Annotated in this window: 13 protein-coding genes and 1 tRNA gene; 3 read left to right on the plus strand and 11 right to left on the minus strand. The window is 41.2% G+C overall.

Translation table 11 applies throughout. The features are described 5' to 3' along the window. Positions 1-10: 10 nt before the first annotated feature. The 5 genes from DMZ48_RS07460 to DMZ48_RS07480 form a co-directional block, all read right to left on the minus strand. Complete coding sequence (locus DMZ48_RS07460; RefSeq protein ID WP_143954501.1) at positions 11-1,138, minus strand: alkaline phosphatase; 1,128 nt, start codon at positions 1,136-1,138, stop codon at positions 11-13. A 76-nt stretch (positions 1,139-1,214) separates the two neighbouring features. Continuing rightward, positions 1,215-2,957, minus strand: coding sequence for a RagB/SusD family nutrient uptake outer membrane protein (locus DMZ48_RS07465; RefSeq protein WP_143954502.1), 1,743 nt, complete (start codon positions 2,955-2,957; stop codon positions 1,215-1,217). 18 nt (positions 2,958-2,975) lie between these two features. Then, entirely contained in the window at positions 2,976-6,230 is a 3,255-nt protein-coding gene (locus DMZ48_RS07470) for a SusC/RagA family TonB-linked outer membrane protein (protein ID WP_143954503.1), read from the minus strand. Positions 6,231-6,375: 145 nt separating this feature from the next. Then, positions 6,376-7,344, minus strand: a complete 969-nt coding sequence (locus tag DMZ48_RS07475; RefSeq protein WP_143954504.1) for a FecR family protein — start codon at positions 7,342-7,344, stop codon at positions 6,376-6,378. A gap of 116 nt (positions 7,345-7,460) precedes the next feature. Next, complete coding sequence (locus tag DMZ48_RS07480; RefSeq protein ID WP_143954505.1) at positions 7,461-8,024, minus strand: sigma-70 family RNA polymerase sigma factor; 564 nt, start codon at positions 8,022-8,024, stop codon at positions 7,461-7,463. 407 nt (positions 8,025-8,431) lie between these two features. On the opposite strand from DMZ48_RS07480, the gene DMZ48_RS07485 reads away from it, so the two are divergent. The 3 genes from DMZ48_RS07485 (at position 8,432) to DMZ48_RS07495 (ending at position 13,076) form a co-directional block, all read left to right on the plus strand. Next, positions 8,432-8,908 (plus strand): hypothetical protein, encoded by a 477-nt coding sequence (locus DMZ48_RS07485; protein WP_143954506.1) that lies wholly within the window; start codon positions 8,432-8,434, stop codon positions 8,906-8,908. Positions 8,909-9,247: 339 nt separating this feature from the next. Beyond that, on the plus strand, positions 9,248-11,080 hold the full coding sequence (locus DMZ48_RS07490; RefSeq protein ID WP_242009149.1) for a transglutaminase-like domain-containing protein: 1,833 nt from the start codon (positions 9,248-9,250) through the stop codon (positions 11,078-11,080). Next, complete coding sequence (locus DMZ48_RS07495; RefSeq protein ID WP_143954508.1) at positions 11,046-13,076, plus strand: DUF3857 domain-containing protein; 2,031 nt, start codon at positions 11,046-11,048, stop codon at positions 13,074-13,076. Before DMZ48_RS07490 ends, DMZ48_RS07495 begins: the two co-directional genes overlap by 35 nt. 15 nt (positions 13,077-13,091) lie before the next feature. Here the strand turns inward: DMZ48_RS07495 and DMZ48_RS07500 are convergent, their stop codons facing one another. From DMZ48_RS07500 to ftsA, 6 genes are all read right to left on the minus strand, one after another. After that, the gene (locus tag DMZ48_RS07500) at positions 13,092-13,529 is read right to left on the minus strand and encodes a GNAT family N-acetyltransferase (protein WP_143954509.1); all 438 of its coding nucleotides are present in this window, start codon (positions 13,527-13,529) and stop codon (positions 13,092-13,094) included. A 151-nt stretch (positions 13,530-13,680) separates the two neighbouring features. Next, positions 13,681-14,217, minus strand: coding sequence for a DUF4494 domain-containing protein (locus tag DMZ48_RS07505; protein WP_143954510.1), 537 nt, complete (start codon positions 14,215-14,217; stop codon positions 13,681-13,683). A gap of 545 nt (positions 14,218-14,762) precedes the next feature. Then, positions 14,763-14,836, minus strand: a tRNA-Arg gene (locus DMZ48_RS07510). Positions 14,837-14,875: 39 nt separating this feature from the next. Beyond that, positions 14,876-15,325, minus strand: a complete 450-nt coding sequence (locus DMZ48_RS07515; protein ID WP_143954511.1) for a GatB/YqeY domain-containing protein — start codon at positions 15,323-15,325, stop codon at positions 14,876-14,878. Positions 15,326-15,442: 117 nt separating this feature from the next. After that, positions 15,443-17,380 carry a cell division protein FtsZ gene (gene ftsZ / locus DMZ48_RS07520; protein WP_143954512.1) on the minus strand — a complete coding sequence of 646 codons (1,938 nt, stop codon included), beginning with the start codon at positions 17,378-17,380 and terminating at the stop codon, positions 15,443-15,445. Positions 17,381-17,439: 59 nt separating this feature from the next. After that, complete coding sequence (ftsA, locus tag DMZ48_RS07525) at positions 17,440-18,780, minus strand: cell division protein FtsA (protein ID WP_143954513.1); 1,341 nt, start codon at positions 18,778-18,780, stop codon at positions 17,440-17,442.

Here is an 18,780-nt window from a genome sequence, read left to right on the forward strand (position 1 = left end):
TCATTTCGATCTATTCATTTTTCAAAGCGTCCATCATCTTGTGTTGGATCTCATTATTCTGATATATTCCACGGAATCTTTCCGACCCTGTTCCCATAGCAAATACCGGGATCAGCTCACCGCTATGTTGGTCTGAATTAAAATAGACCTTCACCCTGTCGTTTACTTCGGTCTTCTTCCCGGAAGTATCGTCGGTATCATAGTATTTTCCAATACTCACCCCTCCTGTTTCATGATCGGCAGTTACTACGAGTAATGTATTAGGATGCGATCTGACATAATCGATAACAGCTCCCAATGTCTCATCGAAATCTTCAAGTTCTGAAACCAGCATTTCCTCATTCTCGGCATGTCCACCCCAATCGATATAGGAACCTTCAACCATCATAAAGAAGGGTTTATTGTTCTTTTCGAAGTAATCCAATGCCTTCAGCGTGGCATCCTTTAAAAAATCCTTTCTCCCTTCGATCTTAGAAGGCAGTCCTTCGTCTGATATGATAAAAGCATTTCTCTTATCATAATCAGGGTTCGTAAGTGCAGTGGTATCCAGATTATAGCCAGAACCTTTAAAGCGATCAAACAGGTTTATGCTATCCTTTCGGTCTTTGAAGTATTTTCTGCCTCCCCCTGCGATGAAGTCGACACCGGCATTGGTGAGTTGTTCAGCAATCTCATCATGCATATCCCTATCCTTCACATGCGCATAGAATGCGGCCGGTGTGGCATGTGTTATGGTAGTCAGACTGATCAGACCTGTTAGATAGTCCTGCCCTTTGAGATATTCCAGAATGGTTTGTTGTGGTACTGTGTCCTGATCTACCCCAATAGCGCGTTTATAGGTTTTCTTTCCCGTTGCAAAAGCAGTTGCGCCAGCAGCAGAATCGGTGATAAGGCTACTCTTATCTGCAGTTTGATGAAACCCGATGTTATCGAATTGCGAGAAGTTCGCTTCGCGATCTCCAAAATAATATGCGGTAGAGATCTGTGGAACCCCCATTCCGTCACCGATCATCAAAATAACATTCAGTGGCTCATTATCCACTGTAATTTCCTTTTTATCCTTTTCGTTCGTACAACCGAACAAAATGCATATAATCCCGGTAGCAAGTACCGGCTTTACATATTTTCTATAAATCATTTAATCTATACTTTAAAGTAAGAAACCCCGCATGCATAAATTCGATATGCTTTCACGGGGTTCTTGTTCTTTATTATTAATAACCTTCGTTCTGTTCCAGATATCCTTCTACATTGGATGCTCCATCGATTGCATCCTGTGGGATCGGGAATAACCGGTGATGAACATCAGCATCGGTCTTTTCGGTCCAGCTGTCTTCATAATGTCCGAATCTGATCTGATCCCCGCGTCTGAAACCTTCCCAGTAAAGCTCAAATCCTCTTTCACGGAAAAGGATCTCCAGATCGATCGAAGAAAGAGCCTGAGGAACAGGTGTGCGGGCAGTTCTGGAAGTTCTAACTACATTGAGGTCTGAAAGGGCTCCAGCATTATCTCCGGTTCTTAATCTCGCTTCTGCACGCATCAAATAAACTTCAGCCAATCTCATCAATACCAGGTCAACACTGCTGTAGTTATTACCATTTGGCGAGGTATGACTAAATTGATACTTTGATACTCGGTAACCATTCGCATGACGCCTTCCTTCATTGGTAAAATCTACCATCAATGTATGATCTACATAGGCAACATCCTTATCAGGACCATTACCCTTGGTTTGTTTCACAGGGTAGATTCTATATCCTTCATCACAGGTATAGAAAGATCCGTTCTCATCTTTTCTCGGGCCCCAGATCACTCCGCGTATTATACCGCGATCGATCTCAAAATCCGTTGCATTGATACAGTAATAATGGTCTGCATCATTTAATGGAGACAAACCTGTAAGATCCTGAAGCTCTTCAGGGATCAACTGATTGTGTTGATAAAATCTGGGATCTGCATCTGCCGGATCCACATTTCCATAAGCATCCACCCAGGTCTGATAGAAATCTGAAGTGATCGCCGGTCCGTCTGTACCATCTGCACTTGGATATTCAGGTCTTGGAAACCATGAACCTGCCAATGACCAGTAAGCCCAGCGACTGTGTTCATTGTTCAGAACTCCACGCTGATCAACGGCAAAGATCAATTCCGGATTGTCATGATTATCATCATTAAAAAGTTCAAAATATTCCGGCGAGAGGGAAAACTGACCACTATTGATAATTTTATCGGTATAATCGATAACCTTATTCATGTCTTCTGTGGAGAAATCAGGTGTCCCGTAAGGATCCCGATATACAGCAGCATTCAGGTGAAGTCTTGCAAGAAAGCCCCATACGGCTGCCTGCGTAACTCTCCCCGGAGCACGGTTCGTATTGATACCATCAACAACGGAAAGAAATTCACTTTCGATATAATCAATGGCCTCCTGCCCTCTTAGTATCTCAGAGAGTTCATCAGAATTCTCCTTTTTAAAGACCAGTCCCCAGCTATCGAGTGTCAGCATATTCATATATGCTCTCAAAGCGATCATTTCGTACAAAGCACCGGCAGCTTCCGTATCTCCCGACGCCGCAAGTGGTCGCAACACCTCAATAGCTGAAAGGGTTCTTGAAATATTTCGGGTCACCTCATTCCAGGAACTACCTACCAGATCATTGGAAGGTAAGATCTCATGCGAATGCGCCTGAAGAAACTTACCTCCATCATACCAGTCGGTACCGCCGCGATAAGGCAGGATCGCCTCATCGGCTGCGATCAATTGTAACCCATAATAGTTTGTATGTCTCCAGGTCCATGCCACTTGCCCATAGGCTGGTGCAATAGCCCCACTGATAACTTCTGCCTGGCCACTCCCATCGAGTGATTCGTCCAGCACGTCTTCTTCGAGGTCGGTACAACTCACATTAGAAAGCAAACAGATACCGAACAATGCTAATAATAAATTATGCTTCATTTTGAAGTGATTTTTTAATTAGAATGATGCGTTTAAACCGAACAAAACTGTTCTGGATTTCGGATAATTGAAGTAATCGATCCCAAAGGTTTGTATCCCGTCCATAGACAGATTGGAATTGATCTCTGGATCATAACCGGTATAATCGGTGATCACGAAGAGATTCTGTCCCGTTACCGACAATCTGATATTGCTCATAACGTCACCCAATCCGATAAGTTCAGGTTTCAGGTTATAACCCAGACTCGCATTGTTCAATCTCAGAAAGGCACCATTCTCAAGATATCTGGTTGATACTGTATTTGAGTTGGTTATATCTTCCTCAGGATATTGAACCGTGATGTCTGAAGTATTGAAATTTGAGACCAATTGCCCTTTGGTGAACAATGACATCGCTGTATGGTTGTAAACCTTATTCCCGGATACCCCGTTGAAATTGAGAGACAGATCAAAGTTCTTATACCCCATATTTAGATAAAAGGCATAGATCACATCCGGTAAAGCACTTCCAACAATCATACGATCATCAGATAAAATGCTTAACCCGTCATCTCCTATTCCCAGAAATTCCTGCATATAGAAAGATCCGATCGGTTCTCCATTTATATTTCCATTGATGGTAGCATCAGTCTGACCGGCTCCCTGAGCAGCTCCTGTTGTCAGTACAGCATAAGGAGAATCCACTACTTCATTCCTGGTGTAGGAAATATTACCACCGATATTATACGTGAAATTATCCGAGAAGTTTCCACGGTAATCCAGTGTAAACTCCAGACCGCTATTTTTGATCTCCATATCTGGAATATTGGTCCAGTATTTATCCGTTGGCTGAATAGGATCTGCAGGTGTTACTTCTAATAAGATATTTTCAGAAACCTTGTTGAAATAATCGATTGTACCAGTCAGACGGTTATTAAATAATCCGAAATCGAGTCCGATATTGGTCTGTGCTGACACCTCCCATTGAATATCCGGATTCGCAAGTCGGGTGAAAATAGTTCCGTATGGATAATCATCAATTGTCGATTCGGTACCGTCAAGGGGATAGGTATCATTTCCGGTCTTGCTATCGGTATAGCTCAGTTTAGTGATCTTCGAAGGAATCTCCTGATTCCCTGTTTTACCCCAACTCGCTCTCAGTTTCAAATTATTGATCCAGTCGGAATCACTGATAAAATCTTCATTCATGATATTCCATCCTAAGGCTACAGAAGGGAAGTATCCGTATCGATTGTTCTCCCCGAACTTCGATGACCCATCTGCTCTCATAGTAGCAGTGACCATATACTTATTATCCAGTACATAGTTCACCCTTCCGAAAAAAGATTGTAATTCATTCCTAACCGCGAAAGTATTCATGTAAGTTGGTGTACTCTCCCCACTCACCTGATCCTGATATTTAGGATCGACGCCGTTATCAGAGAATCCTTCCATACTAAAGTTCTTTTGATGAACGAAAGTCTCCTGATAGGTATGACCCGCCAATACCGTTAGATTATGGCGTTCAGCCACCCAGTTATAGGTCAGTGTATTTTCCACAAGAAAGTTCTTGTTGGTGGTATAGATCGAGTTTAACGATCCATTTACATAATCTTCCAGTAACGGATAAGGCTTGGTCTGTACATCTCTTTCTGTGGTAGAATAATCAACCCCAAGATTTAATTTATAGGTAAGTCCTTTGATAAACTCAACCGAAGGAGCGATATTGGCAAGAATCCTGTTATTCACAGCTTCATCGCTATAGATCTCCTCACGGGTCATCGGATTCAACATATTATCCAGCAAAGTGGGTTCTCCGTCTGTATAAACCGGAGTGGTAGGATTAAGTTGCAACATATTGCTTACCATCGATCCCGAGGCCACCCTGGAGTTTTCCACTCTTGTGGCAGCGAGATTGTAGTCGATACTCAGATGCTTATTAAAGGCAGTTTGATTCATATTGAGTCGACCGGAATATAATTTCAAGTCATTCCCGCGAAGTATACCCTCCTGATCATTTACGGCAACGGAAGCCCGATAGGAAAAGTTTTCACCAGCATTACTCATGGAAAAATTGATATTCTGAGAGTAGGCTGTTCTCGTAAGTACATCCTGCCAGTCGGTATCGGCTCCCCCATCTTCCAGCGTTCCACCCGCTGCTGCTACCTGTCGACGAAATTCATCGGCGCTGAACACATCCACTTTATTGGATAGTGTAGAAAATCCTGAGGTGAAACTAACATTCATTTGTGCGAGATCGGTCTTTCCTTTTTTGGTAGTGATCACGATCACCCCATTAGCCGCTCTGGCTCCATAGATCGCGGTAGCAGAGGCATCCTTTAAAACATCGATACTCGCGATATCCTCAGGATTGATAAAGTTCAGCGGATTGGTTGCCACACCGGTATCAGAATTATCGAGCGCGAATCCGTCGATGACGTAAAGAGGCGTGGTTCCGGCTCTCATACTTCCAACCCCTCGGATGATCACATCCTGTGTTGCTCCGGGTTCACCGCTTACAACAGAAACATTTACCCCGGCGATCTTACCCTGTAAAAGCTGTCCTGGGTTTGACACGAGTCCTTTATTGAAGTTATCACTGGTTACAGATCCTATAGAACCGGTGATATCCGATTTCTTCTGTGTTCCATACCCTACAACGACCACATCCTCCAGTTGGGTCTGATCAGGCACAAGTTTCACATTGATTTGTTCGCTTCCCTGAATTTTAACTTCACTGGTTAAGTATCCGATATAGGAAATCTCGATGGTGGCTCCGGCCTCCACATCCAGGGTGAAATTACCGTCAAAATCAGTGGTGGTTCCGTTCATGGTTCCCTTTTCCCTAACGGAAGCTCCGGCCAGCGGAACCCCGGTTTCGTCAGTAACCGTTCCGGTAACGGTTTCAAAAAACACCTCCACCACGAGTATCGGTGCTTTTGGTTTCACATCTATGGAAATGGTTTGATTGATACGTTTAAAGGTCAGATTATCTTCTCTGGCCATAAGTTCCAGTACCGATCTGAGTGACACATCCTGGTAATCCATACTATAATTCTTACCGGTGCGTTCCACCTTACGGTCATAGACGAATTTAAAACCCGTCTGTTCTTCGATTTGTTTTAAGACCTCAACTACCCCTGAATTTTTTACGGAGAGGTCAATTTTATAATTCTCCAATCTTTGTCCCCTGGCTTCGGCAGCTATCACCGGGTTTAACAGTGACAATATGATCAGAAAGCAAAATGTCTGGAATGTCAACTTGATGAATTGTTTAATCGTTAGTGAATTCATAATTTAGCATGACGTTTAATGATTATTAATTTTTAATTATTGAACTGCAGGCAGACTGTTTCCGCTCGCCAAAGTGTGACAGACTGCCTTTTTTTATATAAGTTTCTCTATTTCATTGGCATGTTCAGATTTTAGTCAGGTTGTTTTAATCGGCACATCGGCCTTTGATCAGTATCTTTTTATCTTCGGTATATTCATAGGAAAGTCCTTTTTTCACATACATCATACTTTCCAGCACTACAGAAAGTAGCTCATCATTATACGTTGCGGTCAAATGACTTTTACCGGTGCGTTCATGTTGAAAACGGATCGAGACTCCATACCATCGCTCAAGCGATTTTGCTACCTGCTCCAGCGGTACATCCTCAAAATGCAAGATCCCCTCTTTCCAATACAGGAAATCAGCGCTTTCTACCGACTTTCGGGAGATCGAACCTGTAGTTCTGTCGAAAACACCCTGTTCGTCAGGTCCCAATAACACTTCCATTTCAGGGGATGCCACCTTTACTTTCCCCGTTGCGACCGTTACGGCGATCTCGCTATTCCCGGAAAAGCTATTGACATTGAAGGTTGTTCCCAGAACAATGGTTTTGACTGCCCCCGTTTTAATGACAAAGGGCTTCTCAGGATTCCGGGTCACCTCGAAGAAGGCTTCTCCCTCCAATCTTACCGATCTGCAATCGTCATCAAATCTGTCTGGGAATTCCAATGTGCTTCCGGAATTCAAACGAACCGTACTGCCATCAGGAAGGACTATCGTCTTTTTCTGACCCCAAATTGTAGATTGCACCAATTGTTTAGCCTTTATTTCGGGCCTAATTGTTGGATACATGTTGGTATAGAGCAAATAGCCAAGTCCGATCACGAGAATAATCGATGCCGCAATTCTGGAGAACATAAGCAGGTCCGGGTATTGACTTCTTCGGTTCTTTCGGTTTATAAAAGCATTGATATGCTTTCTGGCAGCTTCCTTGTGATTTGTGTTTTCAGATATGCTTTGGCTATAGCTGTTGAGCAATGTACTATCGAAAGTTTCAAGTAGTATTTCTTCCGCGGAGGTAATACTTCCATCGAGATATTTTCTAAGCAGCTCCTTAATTTCCTTTTCAGTCATTGTGTATGTGTTCCAACTACATGTACCACAAACACACAGGTACTCACATCTGAAATTTCACTGATAATGATTCCTTAACAAAATGAAGAACCGGTTAACCTTTAGATAAAAATGACTTAAAGAAGGCAAAGTATTGCCGTAGGAATTTCTCTGCGAAGTTTTCTCAAAGCCAGTGAGATCTGGTTCTCAACGGAACGTTGTGAGATATTCAGTTTGAGGGCAATTTCTCGATTCGACAATTGATTGATACGGCTGAGCCTGAAGATCTCCTGACAACGTTCCGGGAGTGTTGCCAACACATTTTCGATACGGTTATTCATCGCGATCACATCTTCCTCCAACTCAACTTCTGATGGGATGAACACAGCATTTGCCGCTTCGATCTGTGTTATATTGAATTTCATATTACGAAGTGCGTTATAGGAGCGATATCGTATGGCCTTATAGAGATAGGCTTTAATATTATGGATATCGACTTCCTCGCGGCGCTGCCAGTAATCGATCCAAACCTCCTGAACAAGGTCTTTGGCAATGGAAGAATCCAGAACAAGAGATGCGGCATATGCAAACATAGGATCCCAAAGTAGATCGAATAATACATTAAAGGCATGTTGATCGGAATCTGCAACGAGTCCGGAAAGTTCCTCTAAAGAAATGGTATCGAGATATCCTTTACGCATCGAAAGCAAATCTAGTAAAATCGAAAAACGAGGATATTACGATAATGTAAATTCTGTCATTCATCGTATGTGCACATCCGGATAAAAATCAAGATGCAATGAATCCAGGATCTTCAATAACCCGCGTATTAAGGCCTACTCCACTTTTCTTATGGCCGATAAGGACCTGTAGATCCTGTTCAATGATATTGGTTTTAATTTTATAGAATTACCGGAATTTCTGAAAACCTATAGCCAAAAGCAGGAAATATTAAAGACTTTATTTCCAATCACACCCCAATAATTTATTTCAATTCCTTTATATTTAGTGATATATTGATCGCTTCTCCATTTGATCACTTTATAGGAGATGAATCAAAGGGCGTTCAAGGATAGTCATTATCTAGATTAATTTCAGATCCCTCTCTATGAAACAACTTGTATTGATCTTTTGTATACTTGTATCTTCTCAGTTAAGCGCACAAAACCATTATACTTCTCCAAAATTACAGCTAAGCTTTGATACTTCAGAAACACTGGAGGAATATGAAACAGAATCTGAATCAGTTATTGGTTTTGATAATGATGATTTTGCGGTGGATATAGAAATAATAGCGGCTGACCAGCAATCTGATAATTTCCTGAATGACCTTAGATACGTCGCCCATGCGATCGCCAGAGATTTTGGATTAGTGGATATTCAGGATGGTGGAAAGCTACCTAAGATCGAAAATGCCTATTACGTCAAGGCTTACGATTTTGATGATGGCCTGAAATATCCATGTTATATTATTGCGATCTCCGATCCAAAACTGAAAAACACTTTTGAAATCTCTATAGACTGTTATAATGGGAATGCAAACGCTGCGGATGAGATCGTTAAAAGTATTCGTTTAAACCCATAAGATTATAAAGGTCAAATTAATATCCAGGATATACGCTTATATAGAAAGCCTTTTATTTACATCTATCTACTTCCGGGGTGCTGCTTCTTATTTAACCCGAATTTAATTCCATACTTACAATTTACTGGATTTTTTCTTACATTAGCCTGAGCCGGATCTATTTTAGATTTTAGCTTGAATTTCATTTATCCCCCCGTAAAATTTAAAACTTAAGTGGTTCTCTATGTTGATTCATACAGAATTCCTTCAGTCAAATACAACCCATTGATGAATCAAATGGTTACTATTGATACGCGCCCTCTACCTAATGAATAAAAAATGCTAAATGCGACAAGTTACATGAAAAGCACCATTTCTTATATCATTTTAATGATCTTCATACTTGGCTGTATTGGAAATGTTACCGGCCAGGAGATCCATATTAGCTCGAAGCATGAACAGATCGAAATACGTAACGATTCCAGTTTCATCAATGAAGTTACCGTCAACTTTAAGCTAAGTGATACACCCATACTCTTTCCTATAATTTATGATAAAGAACTGGAAAAGGTTAATGATGTAATGGTCTTCGAAAAGAAAGGAAGAAGATATAAACCCCTGAAAGATGTATTCATTTCTGAGGAAGAAGCAGAAAACAGTCTGGTATCCAGCAAGATCATAAAATTAATAGCTATACCCCCTGAGACCGAAGGTAAAATTACTTATAATATTGCCTGTGACGAACTTATGTATTTTTCACATCTCAGGTTCTTCTCTTACCATGATATCGACACTTTAAAATATACAATTAAAGTTCCCGACAATTTTCATCTCAGCCACAACATTATCTATAAGGATTCCCTGAAATTCTGGAATATAGATTCCGTAAAAACACAAGGTATCACATCATGGAACATCCAGTCTTCCTCAAAAAAAGTCCAGGACGATCCTTTGACTATGTTTGGGATCTATAAAAATTTTAAAGCCCCCTTTATGCGTACCATTGTAGCTCCGGATTCTTACAAGGACCGCTATAAAGATTATCTCAATGACTGGTATCTTGAAAAGGTCAGGCCTACACAAGGTCTCAATGCAGAAGTTATAGCTCAAATCGATGAGCTCACGAAAGGTATCACAGACCCCAAGCAAAAAATGAAGATCCTCTATGACTATGTCAAAAACAATTTTAAATATGTTGCCATTGAGATTGGTATGGGAGCCTTCATACCCTACAGCGTAAATGAAGTTTTCCGCAATAAACAAGGTGACTGTAAAGATCTTTCAAATTTCCTGTCTCAAATTCTGATCTATGAAGGTGTTCAAAGTGATATCGCCCTGGCATCGACCTTTGATCATTTGAGTGATTGTGACTTTCCTTCTCTTAGCACAGCAAATCATGTGGTCTGTGTTGCTTATATCAATGGAAAGCCTGTAATACTGGACCCTACAGATCCGATCCATGAGGCCGAAACTCCCGTCGAGAGCATTCAAAACAGATCGATTTTAATCGTAAATAAAGACGGCGGTGAATTTTATACCGTGAAAGCTAATACACCGGAGACCAACCTGATCGCCTATCAACTGAATTTAACAACAGACCGTTCGAATGCTACGATGTCCGGAAACTTCAATTGCACCTATGAAGGTATCTCCGGAAACTTCCTTAAAAGACAATTTCTTTACTATAAAGGTGACGGACTTGATGCATTAGCTAAAGCTCATTACAATAATGTTTTCAGTGAACAGAAACTAAAGGATCCGCATTTAAATATTGCACATAACATGGTGAATGGGGAGGGAAATCTGATGATCAGCAATAAACTTATCGAAGACAATAGTACTCTCTATGTTTTTCTCGATTTTATACCAGGTTTGTTTGAAAGTCAGGATCGTGAAACTTTACTGGAAGGCACCTATATCGGAAGTGGTTTCAGTAAAAAGGTCAATGCACTGATCGACCTGAAAATACCCTACCAATCCTTTGAACCTATCATTCATCGATTTAAAGAGAAAGGAGTTGTTCTGACCTATACAATAAAACCTTTTTCTGAAACGATTCTTGAATGTAATTATGAATTTGAGATCGATTCAGGAACCATCGACAAGGATAACCTAAAATCGGTAAACAATATTTTAAGATCATTTAAAGCACTCATTAATGACCCTCTTATCATTAAAAACAAAACGATATAAATCTTCGATCCTTTGGTTATTTATCAGCATTGGATATTTCTCATTTGCAAATGACACGATTCCAAAAGCAGATTTTATGGACGATTGCAAAAAGCAGGATGCCTATTTTTTGTACACCTACCAGGATGTCTCCTATAGTCGGTCTTTCGGAAGTTTTAAAAAGAATGTATCTATTTCCAGTAAGATCGTCGTAAACAATAGTGCCGGAGTGGATCACTATGCATTTCTGAATTTCAATGAATCCATTGCCAAAAAAATTAATCGCTTAAATGTAAAAACATTGAAAGCTGATGGTAATATTATTGAATTGGATTCAAGTCTTGTGCTAAATCGCAATTCAAAAATAAACTCTGGACCTATTAATTACCCGATCCCGGGTGTTGAACCCGGAGATACGATACAAACAAACTACACGTATACCGAATACATCAAGGAAATAGAAATGAAGGATTATATCAGTCTCTATTCAGAAATCCCAAATCTAAATGCAGAGTATACGGTAAAAACAAATCCTAACTTGTATGTGTATTACAAACCGTACAATGAATTTCCGCAACCTCAGATCATTGCCAATGATACACTGATCTATTGTGTCTTTAAAATGGAAAATGTACCGGGTCTGGAGGAGAATCCTAACACTTGCATTCCCTGTGATCTCCCTTATATTTATTATTCGATCGAAAAGGAAAAAGATAAAAAGAGAACCTGGAAGGAAGTTTATAACGAAGAATTCAATGCAATAACACAACCTATAGCACTGGACCATCAAAATAAGAGTTATTACAATTCATGGAAAAGAAGAGTACTCGGAACCGCCAAAGACAGTTCAAAGTTCTATCAATTTAAACTTTTACACCAGGACATTCTGGAGAATATTCAGATGGTGGAAACCGATTTATCGGAATTTGCCAAATCCAGTGGATATTTCCTGAAAAATAAAAAAATAAATGAATTTAGTCTAAAGCGCCTTTACCGACAACTACTTGAAGATTTGGAAATTGAATATTCTGCTGTTTTTGCACGAAGTAAACGATCCGGAACTTTAGATCCCTATTATATTAGAAAAGGAGAATATGACCATATATTCTTTGCATTTGAAAACGAAAAAGGTTCTCTTACCTTACTTTATCCACATGAAACTTTTTTTAAATATCGTTTAGATGAGATCCCTCCCTCAATTTACCACACCATGGCCATCGCTGTTAAACCCTATAGGGAAAAAGGGATCAAAAGAAAGGATAAGTTCATCGGATATGATCTGGAATTAGCTGAGGTAGACTCCGTAGCGGTAAATATTATGAATTTACCGGGCATGAATGCCGATCATAACGTACTTAAGCAGATCTTCTACAATGACATCAATCTTGATTCGCTGAATGCTCCTATCAGTTATCGATTCACCGCCTCAGGAGGACCTTCAACGGAAATACGAAGCTTTTTTAGTTTATTAGATCAGGATAAGGAAGTGAACGATTTCTATAATGCTTTGTCTGAATATGAAGAATCCTCCAATCAAATAACCATCGATTCTGTATTATTTATACAACAGATGGAAGATAAGCCCTTCTCCTATGTATTTTCGGCAAAAGCTACTGTAAAAGATGCGATCACACGCTTAAATGATAGTACACTAAACGTTTCGCTCAAAAACTTTTTAACTCATAATATTATTGAAACTGATTCAGAATCCATCGATATGAATTATTATCTGGATTACACCTTTTCTGATGACGTCATGGTATTACTTAATTTTCCATGTGAGATCGAATTGATCGGGACAACGAACAACCAAGTGGAGTTCTCAAATAAGTATGGAAAGTATCTCTTCACGATTGAACCGGTAGCAAAGAATAAACTGAGAATTATTTCTAATTATTCGATCACTGATGACTTTGTCCCAAAGGAGGAATACAACCTATTACAGGAATTGAACAATTTAGTAGAGGATGCGATGAATAAACGGTTTTTAATAAAACTTAAACCTGAAAAAAGCTGAATGCCTTAGCATCTTTTACTTTAAAATCCACTTATTTCGGGTCATCTCAAACTTGACTTCGCCCTTACCGTGAGTTCCTATCACATCCCAACCGGACTTTTTATAGAATTGCTCCGCCCGGGTATTTGGAGCAGTACCCAGCCAAATCGAAGCATCGGTTTGCGAAAAATACCAGTTAAGCATGACATCATGTAATTTTCTGCCGATACCCTGATTTTCAAAGTCCGGATGGACGAACAAAGCCCAAACATTATTTTCCTTCATGTCCACAATTGAAAACCCTAAGATCCCATCTCTGCTTTCACATACCCAACCTTTACCCCGCTCGAGCAGGAATTCCCTGCAGTCCTCATCAGTAACCAGCGAAGGATCTGATAATACATTCTCACGAACTGAATTTCGAACGACCTGTATTTTCGCAATATCAGTTACGACGGCTTCCCTGATCACCATATAATTAAAAGTTTAGTTTCAATAAATATAATTCAGTATCCTTTACGTAAACTTCCTTAGAAATATTATTTAATACTGATATTGCTATAATCAAAAAGGACCCCATTTCCAGAAGTCCTTTTCATTGCGTTCAAAATGTGAATGGAACTAATTATTCTTCAACATCCGCGGTTTCCGCAACCGATGCGGTTTCATCTTCAACTGCTACAATATCAGAAGGTTCAATAATTCTGAATTTTTCCAATTGTTCTTCCTCTCCGGTGAAATATGGGAAGACATCCATAATCGGAGATTCTGCAATGGAAGGAATGCTGTAATCTCCCATGGTATCTTTCATCGCAGTGGTCGTATTATCAAAAGCCTCCCTGATATCATTCGCCTGAATGAGCAGATAAATATTCGTTTTACGTTCCTTACCACTCTCCTCGTCGATAGCGATCAGAGATACTTTGGATTTAAACCAACGATCACTGTTCTCAAAAGGGTGAACCTCCGAAAAATTAGCGACTTTAATATTCATGATCTGAAATTCCTCACTGGTGTAAGCTGCCATTTCTTCACTGATCCTGGCTTCTGCTTCTGTATAAGATACTGCATCCAGAAGGTAAGTTTCCGAAGTAATCTTTTGTTCTCCGGTTTCGTGTGTTTTTCTGTATTTCACCTTACATTCATACCAAGTTACGCTCATGTTTCTAATTTTAGGGTTTCAAAAATATGGTTTATACCAGTTCGGAAAATTAAAATCGTCATTAGTTTTTCACAATTTTAATCTATATCTATTACGTACATAAACCTGTATTATTACATCAAAAACTACGAAAATTTCACGATTTAAGAACGGTAATTTATACGAAGGATGATTGGAGTACTGTTAAAATCTTCTGGTCTTCCGGCGCACTGGAGAATGACGACCCTGCCTACCGCAGACAGGCTCCTGCTTACATGGCCCCGAGTGTCGTCGCTATTTAAGGGACTTTGAGAAGGAAATTTAGAATTTATGGGATTATACCCGGACACCAGTGATTCTTAATTCTCCATCAAATTATAATCTACCATTTACAATCTACAATCATCGACCTATGATCCTCAGTGTGCTCCCCTTTGCAAATACAAAACCTGCCACAGTACCTGTGGAGTTTTTTTTGTATTACTCCCTTTAGCTCAAGCTGCGATTGGCTACGGGAGTAATACAAAAAAACCTGATGCATCCTGCATCAGGTTTTTTGCTTGTAGTGACCCCGGAGGGATTCAAACCCCCAACCCTCAGAGCCGAAATCTGATGCGCTATTCAGTTGCGCCACGGGGCCCTTATATACCGATAAAGAATATCAGCAAATTTAAAATAATTAACTCAATTTTGCTTTTACGATATTGGAGATGGTTTTACCGTCTGCTTTTCCTGCCAGTTGTTTTGAGGCAAGTCCCATTACTTTACCCATATCCTTCATGCTGTCTGCTCCGGTTTCAGCGATGATTGCAGCCACAACGGCTTCGATCTCCTCCTCGCTCAATTGTTCCGGGAGGAATTTTTCGATCACTGCAGCCTGAGCCAGTTCTGGTTCTGCAAGGTCTTCCCTTCCCTGTTCAGAAAAAACAGTAGCGCTTTCCTTACGTTGCTTCACAAGTTTCTGAAGTAGTTTGATCTCTTCATCCTCAGACAATCCGTCTTTGGTAGCTGCATTGGTCTTAGCCAATAACAACTCCGATTTAACGGCGCGTAATGCCTCAAGAGCCACGGTGTCTTTCGACTTCATCGCAGCCTTCATTTCTGTCATTACCTGATCCTGTAAGCTCATACCAGTCGTGTTTTGAGTAATTCTGTTTTTGCGTTGCGAAGATAAAAAAATAACCCGAAATCAGTCTAATGATTTCGGGTTTAAAATTCGCTAACACTTTAATGCCACAAATTGCTATTAATCAACATTATCATGCAGGAATGAATTGTTGCTTCTGAGCTGGATATCATCATTACTATCCGATCCCACGCTCATTCTGGAAGGATCTTTCTGATGTCTGTTATCATCAAGATCGATTCCCATTCTTTTATAAGCAGGCTGTTTCTCGATCTCTTCGATACGGGAAACATTATTCTGGAACTTATAATTAAAATCCTTCAGTTTCTTTCTTCTTTCTTCTGCACGAAGTCTCAGGCTATCCTCTATCGAACAGTTCATCGGATCGATCTCCTCGCTGTTCACAGGTGCCTCTTCGCGATTAACAACACGTTTTTCGAACTGCAGTTCCTCTTCCAAAACCTCTTGCTGTTTCGGCTCCGGTTTGGCATTGGTCAGCTTGTTCTCCATATCCATGTAGTCATCCAGGCTATATCTTCTTTCTCCGGCCTCAGAGATCTCCGTTAATGGAATCACTTCGATCGGATCGTTCACATCCATATCCTTAACATCGTCGGTAAGATCAAAAGTGATCACATGTCCTTTTTCCTCTTCATCCTTTGGCTCTTCGCGCATCGGCATATCAAAGGTCAAAGCGAACTGATTCTCCTTTTTCTCCGGTCTTAACACCTCCGGATCCACCACGTCGATATCTTTGATCCTTGCTGATGTATCGATGATCACAAAATCATCTTCTTCATGAGCTACCTCCTCATAAACAACATTCATGTTCCTGATCAGTTCGGAGGTCGGAATCAGGTCCATCTCATTTTTTGGCTGTTCCGGTGCTTCAGATTCAAGGGTATGCTTTACAACTTTAGGCTCTTCAACCTGAGTATTACGCAACGGGGCCTGCGGATCGATGTTGATGCGTGTCTGTTCCGGTTTCGGAGTCAGATTATGTTCGGCACGCTGCTCATCTTCCAACGTATGTATAATTCTTTTTGCTTCGGTATTTACGATCTCATGTTGTTGATCTGTATTGAATCCGGTTGCGATAATGGTAACCGAGATCGCATCTCCAAGTGATTCATCTTCACCAACCCCCATGATGATATTGGCATTATGCCCGGCCTCATCCTGAATATGATCGTTGATCTCCCCGATCTCATCAAGCGTGATCTCCTCAGCACCGGAAACGATCAGTAGCAACACATTCTTTGCTCCGGTGATTTTGTTATCATTTAACAATGGAGAATCCAGCGCCTTCATAATGGCTTCCGGAGCTCTGTTCGATCCTGAAGCAGTGGCCGATCCCATGATCGCTGTTCCACTGTTGGAAAGAACGGTTTTGGCATCACGCAAGTCAATGTTTTGCGTGTAGTGGTGGGTTATTACCTCCGCAATACCTCTTGCTGCTGTAGCTAACACTTCATCTGCTTTCGAAAATCCGGCTTTAAATCCGAGGTTTCCGTAAACCTCACGAAGTTTATTATTGTTGATCACGATCAGTGAGTCAACGGTATTTCTAAGTCGATCTACTCCTTTATGTGCCTGAGCATTACGCATTTTACCTTCAAACTGAAAAGGAATGGTAACAATTCCCACGGTCAGGATGTTCATGTCTTTTGCCAGTTTTGCAATGATAGGTGCAGCACCCGTACCGGTACCTCCACCCATTCCGGCGGTGATGAATACCATTTTGGTATTGGTATCCAGCATCGACTGAAGTTCTTCCAGACTCTCGATAGCAGATTGCTCTCCTACCTCAGGATTCGCACCTGCCCCAAGTCCTTCCGTCAGGGAAACTCCCAATTGTACTTTATTGGGAACGGCAGAGTTCTGTAGTGCCTGTGAGTCGGTGTTACAAACCACGAAATCAACCCCGTTTATTCCTTGCTGGAACATGTAGTTGATCGCGTTGCTTCCTCCACCTCCTACACCGATCACCTTAATCACGTTGCTTTGATTTTTTGGCAGATCAAATGAGATGTTTCCAAAATCTGTGTTGCTACTCATAATATTTCTTTTTAACCCTATTTTTTAATAATTTACGATTGAGCTGATACGTTGGTGGGTTACTCAGCGTTATCTAAAAAATCCTTTAACTTATCTGACCACTTTTCAAGAAAGGACTTCCTTGGAGTCTGTGGTATAATAGTTCGGGGCTCTTCTTGCTGACCTTCCTCCTCCGGTAATTCCTGTTCAGCTTCCTGTATTTCGGCTTCACCGGCATCAGTAGTAAGGTTCCTTTTTCTTTGTTGGTTTAGGGCGTTCATAACCAGACCGACCGCCGTGGCATATACCGGACTCGCAACTTCAGCGTCGGAGTCACCTGCCAGGTGTTCGTTCGGATAGCCGATACGGGTATCCATCCCGGTTATATATTCAACCAGTTGCTTTAAGTGTTTCAGCTGACTGCCTCCACCCGTTAAAACGATACCGGCGATTAATTTCTTTTTCTGTTCTTCATGACCATAATTCTTGATCTCCATGTATACCTGCTCAATGATCTCCACCACTCTGGCATGGATGATCTTCGAAAGGTTTTTCAGAGTGATCTCCTTTGGCTCCCTTCCTCTTAATCCTGGGATGGAAACGATCTCATTATCCTTATTCTCTCCGGGCCATGCGGAGCCGAATTTGATCTTCAGCAATTCTGCCTGCTTTTCGATAATGGAGCAGCCCTCCTTAATATCCTCGGTGATCACATTTCCTCCGAAAGGGATCACTGCGGTATGCCTGATAATCCCATCCTTAAAGATGGCCAGATCAGTGGTACCTCCCCCTATATCGATCAAAGCGACACCGGCTTCCTTCTCTTCCTGGCTCAACACCGCATTCGCAGAGGCCAGTGGCTCCAGTGTAATTCCTGCAAGGTCAAGTCCGGAACTCTTCACACAACGTCCGATGTTACGGATCGAGGAAACCTGTCCTACCACCACATGAAAGTTGGCTTCAAGTCTTCCGCCATACATACCCATTGGCTCCTTGATCTCAGCCTGTCCGTCGACTTTATATTCCTGAGGAAGTACATGAATGATTTCTTCCCCTGGCAACATCACCAGCTTATACACCTGGTTGCAAAGCATATCCAGATCAGTTTCTCTGATCACCTCCTCTGAATTCGGCCGGGTGATATAATCACTGTGCTGTAAACTGCGTATATGTTGTCCGGCGATCCCAACCACACAGTCATGGATCTTCAAGCCGGAAACACTTTCCGCTTCCTGTACAGCTTGTTGAATCGATTGAATGGTCTGGGTAATGTTATTCACCACTCCTCTGTGCACCCCAAGACTCTTGGATTTACCTATACCCAATATCTCGATCTTCCCATAATCGTTCTCACGACCGATCATGGCGACGATCTTAGTGGTACCTATATCTAATCCAACAGCGTATCTTGTACTTTCCAT

The organism is Robertkochia solimangrovi (assembly GCF_007279655.1).
Lineage (GTDB): Bacteria > Bacteroidota > Bacteroidia > Flavobacteriales > Flavobacteriaceae > Robertkochia > Robertkochia solimangrovi.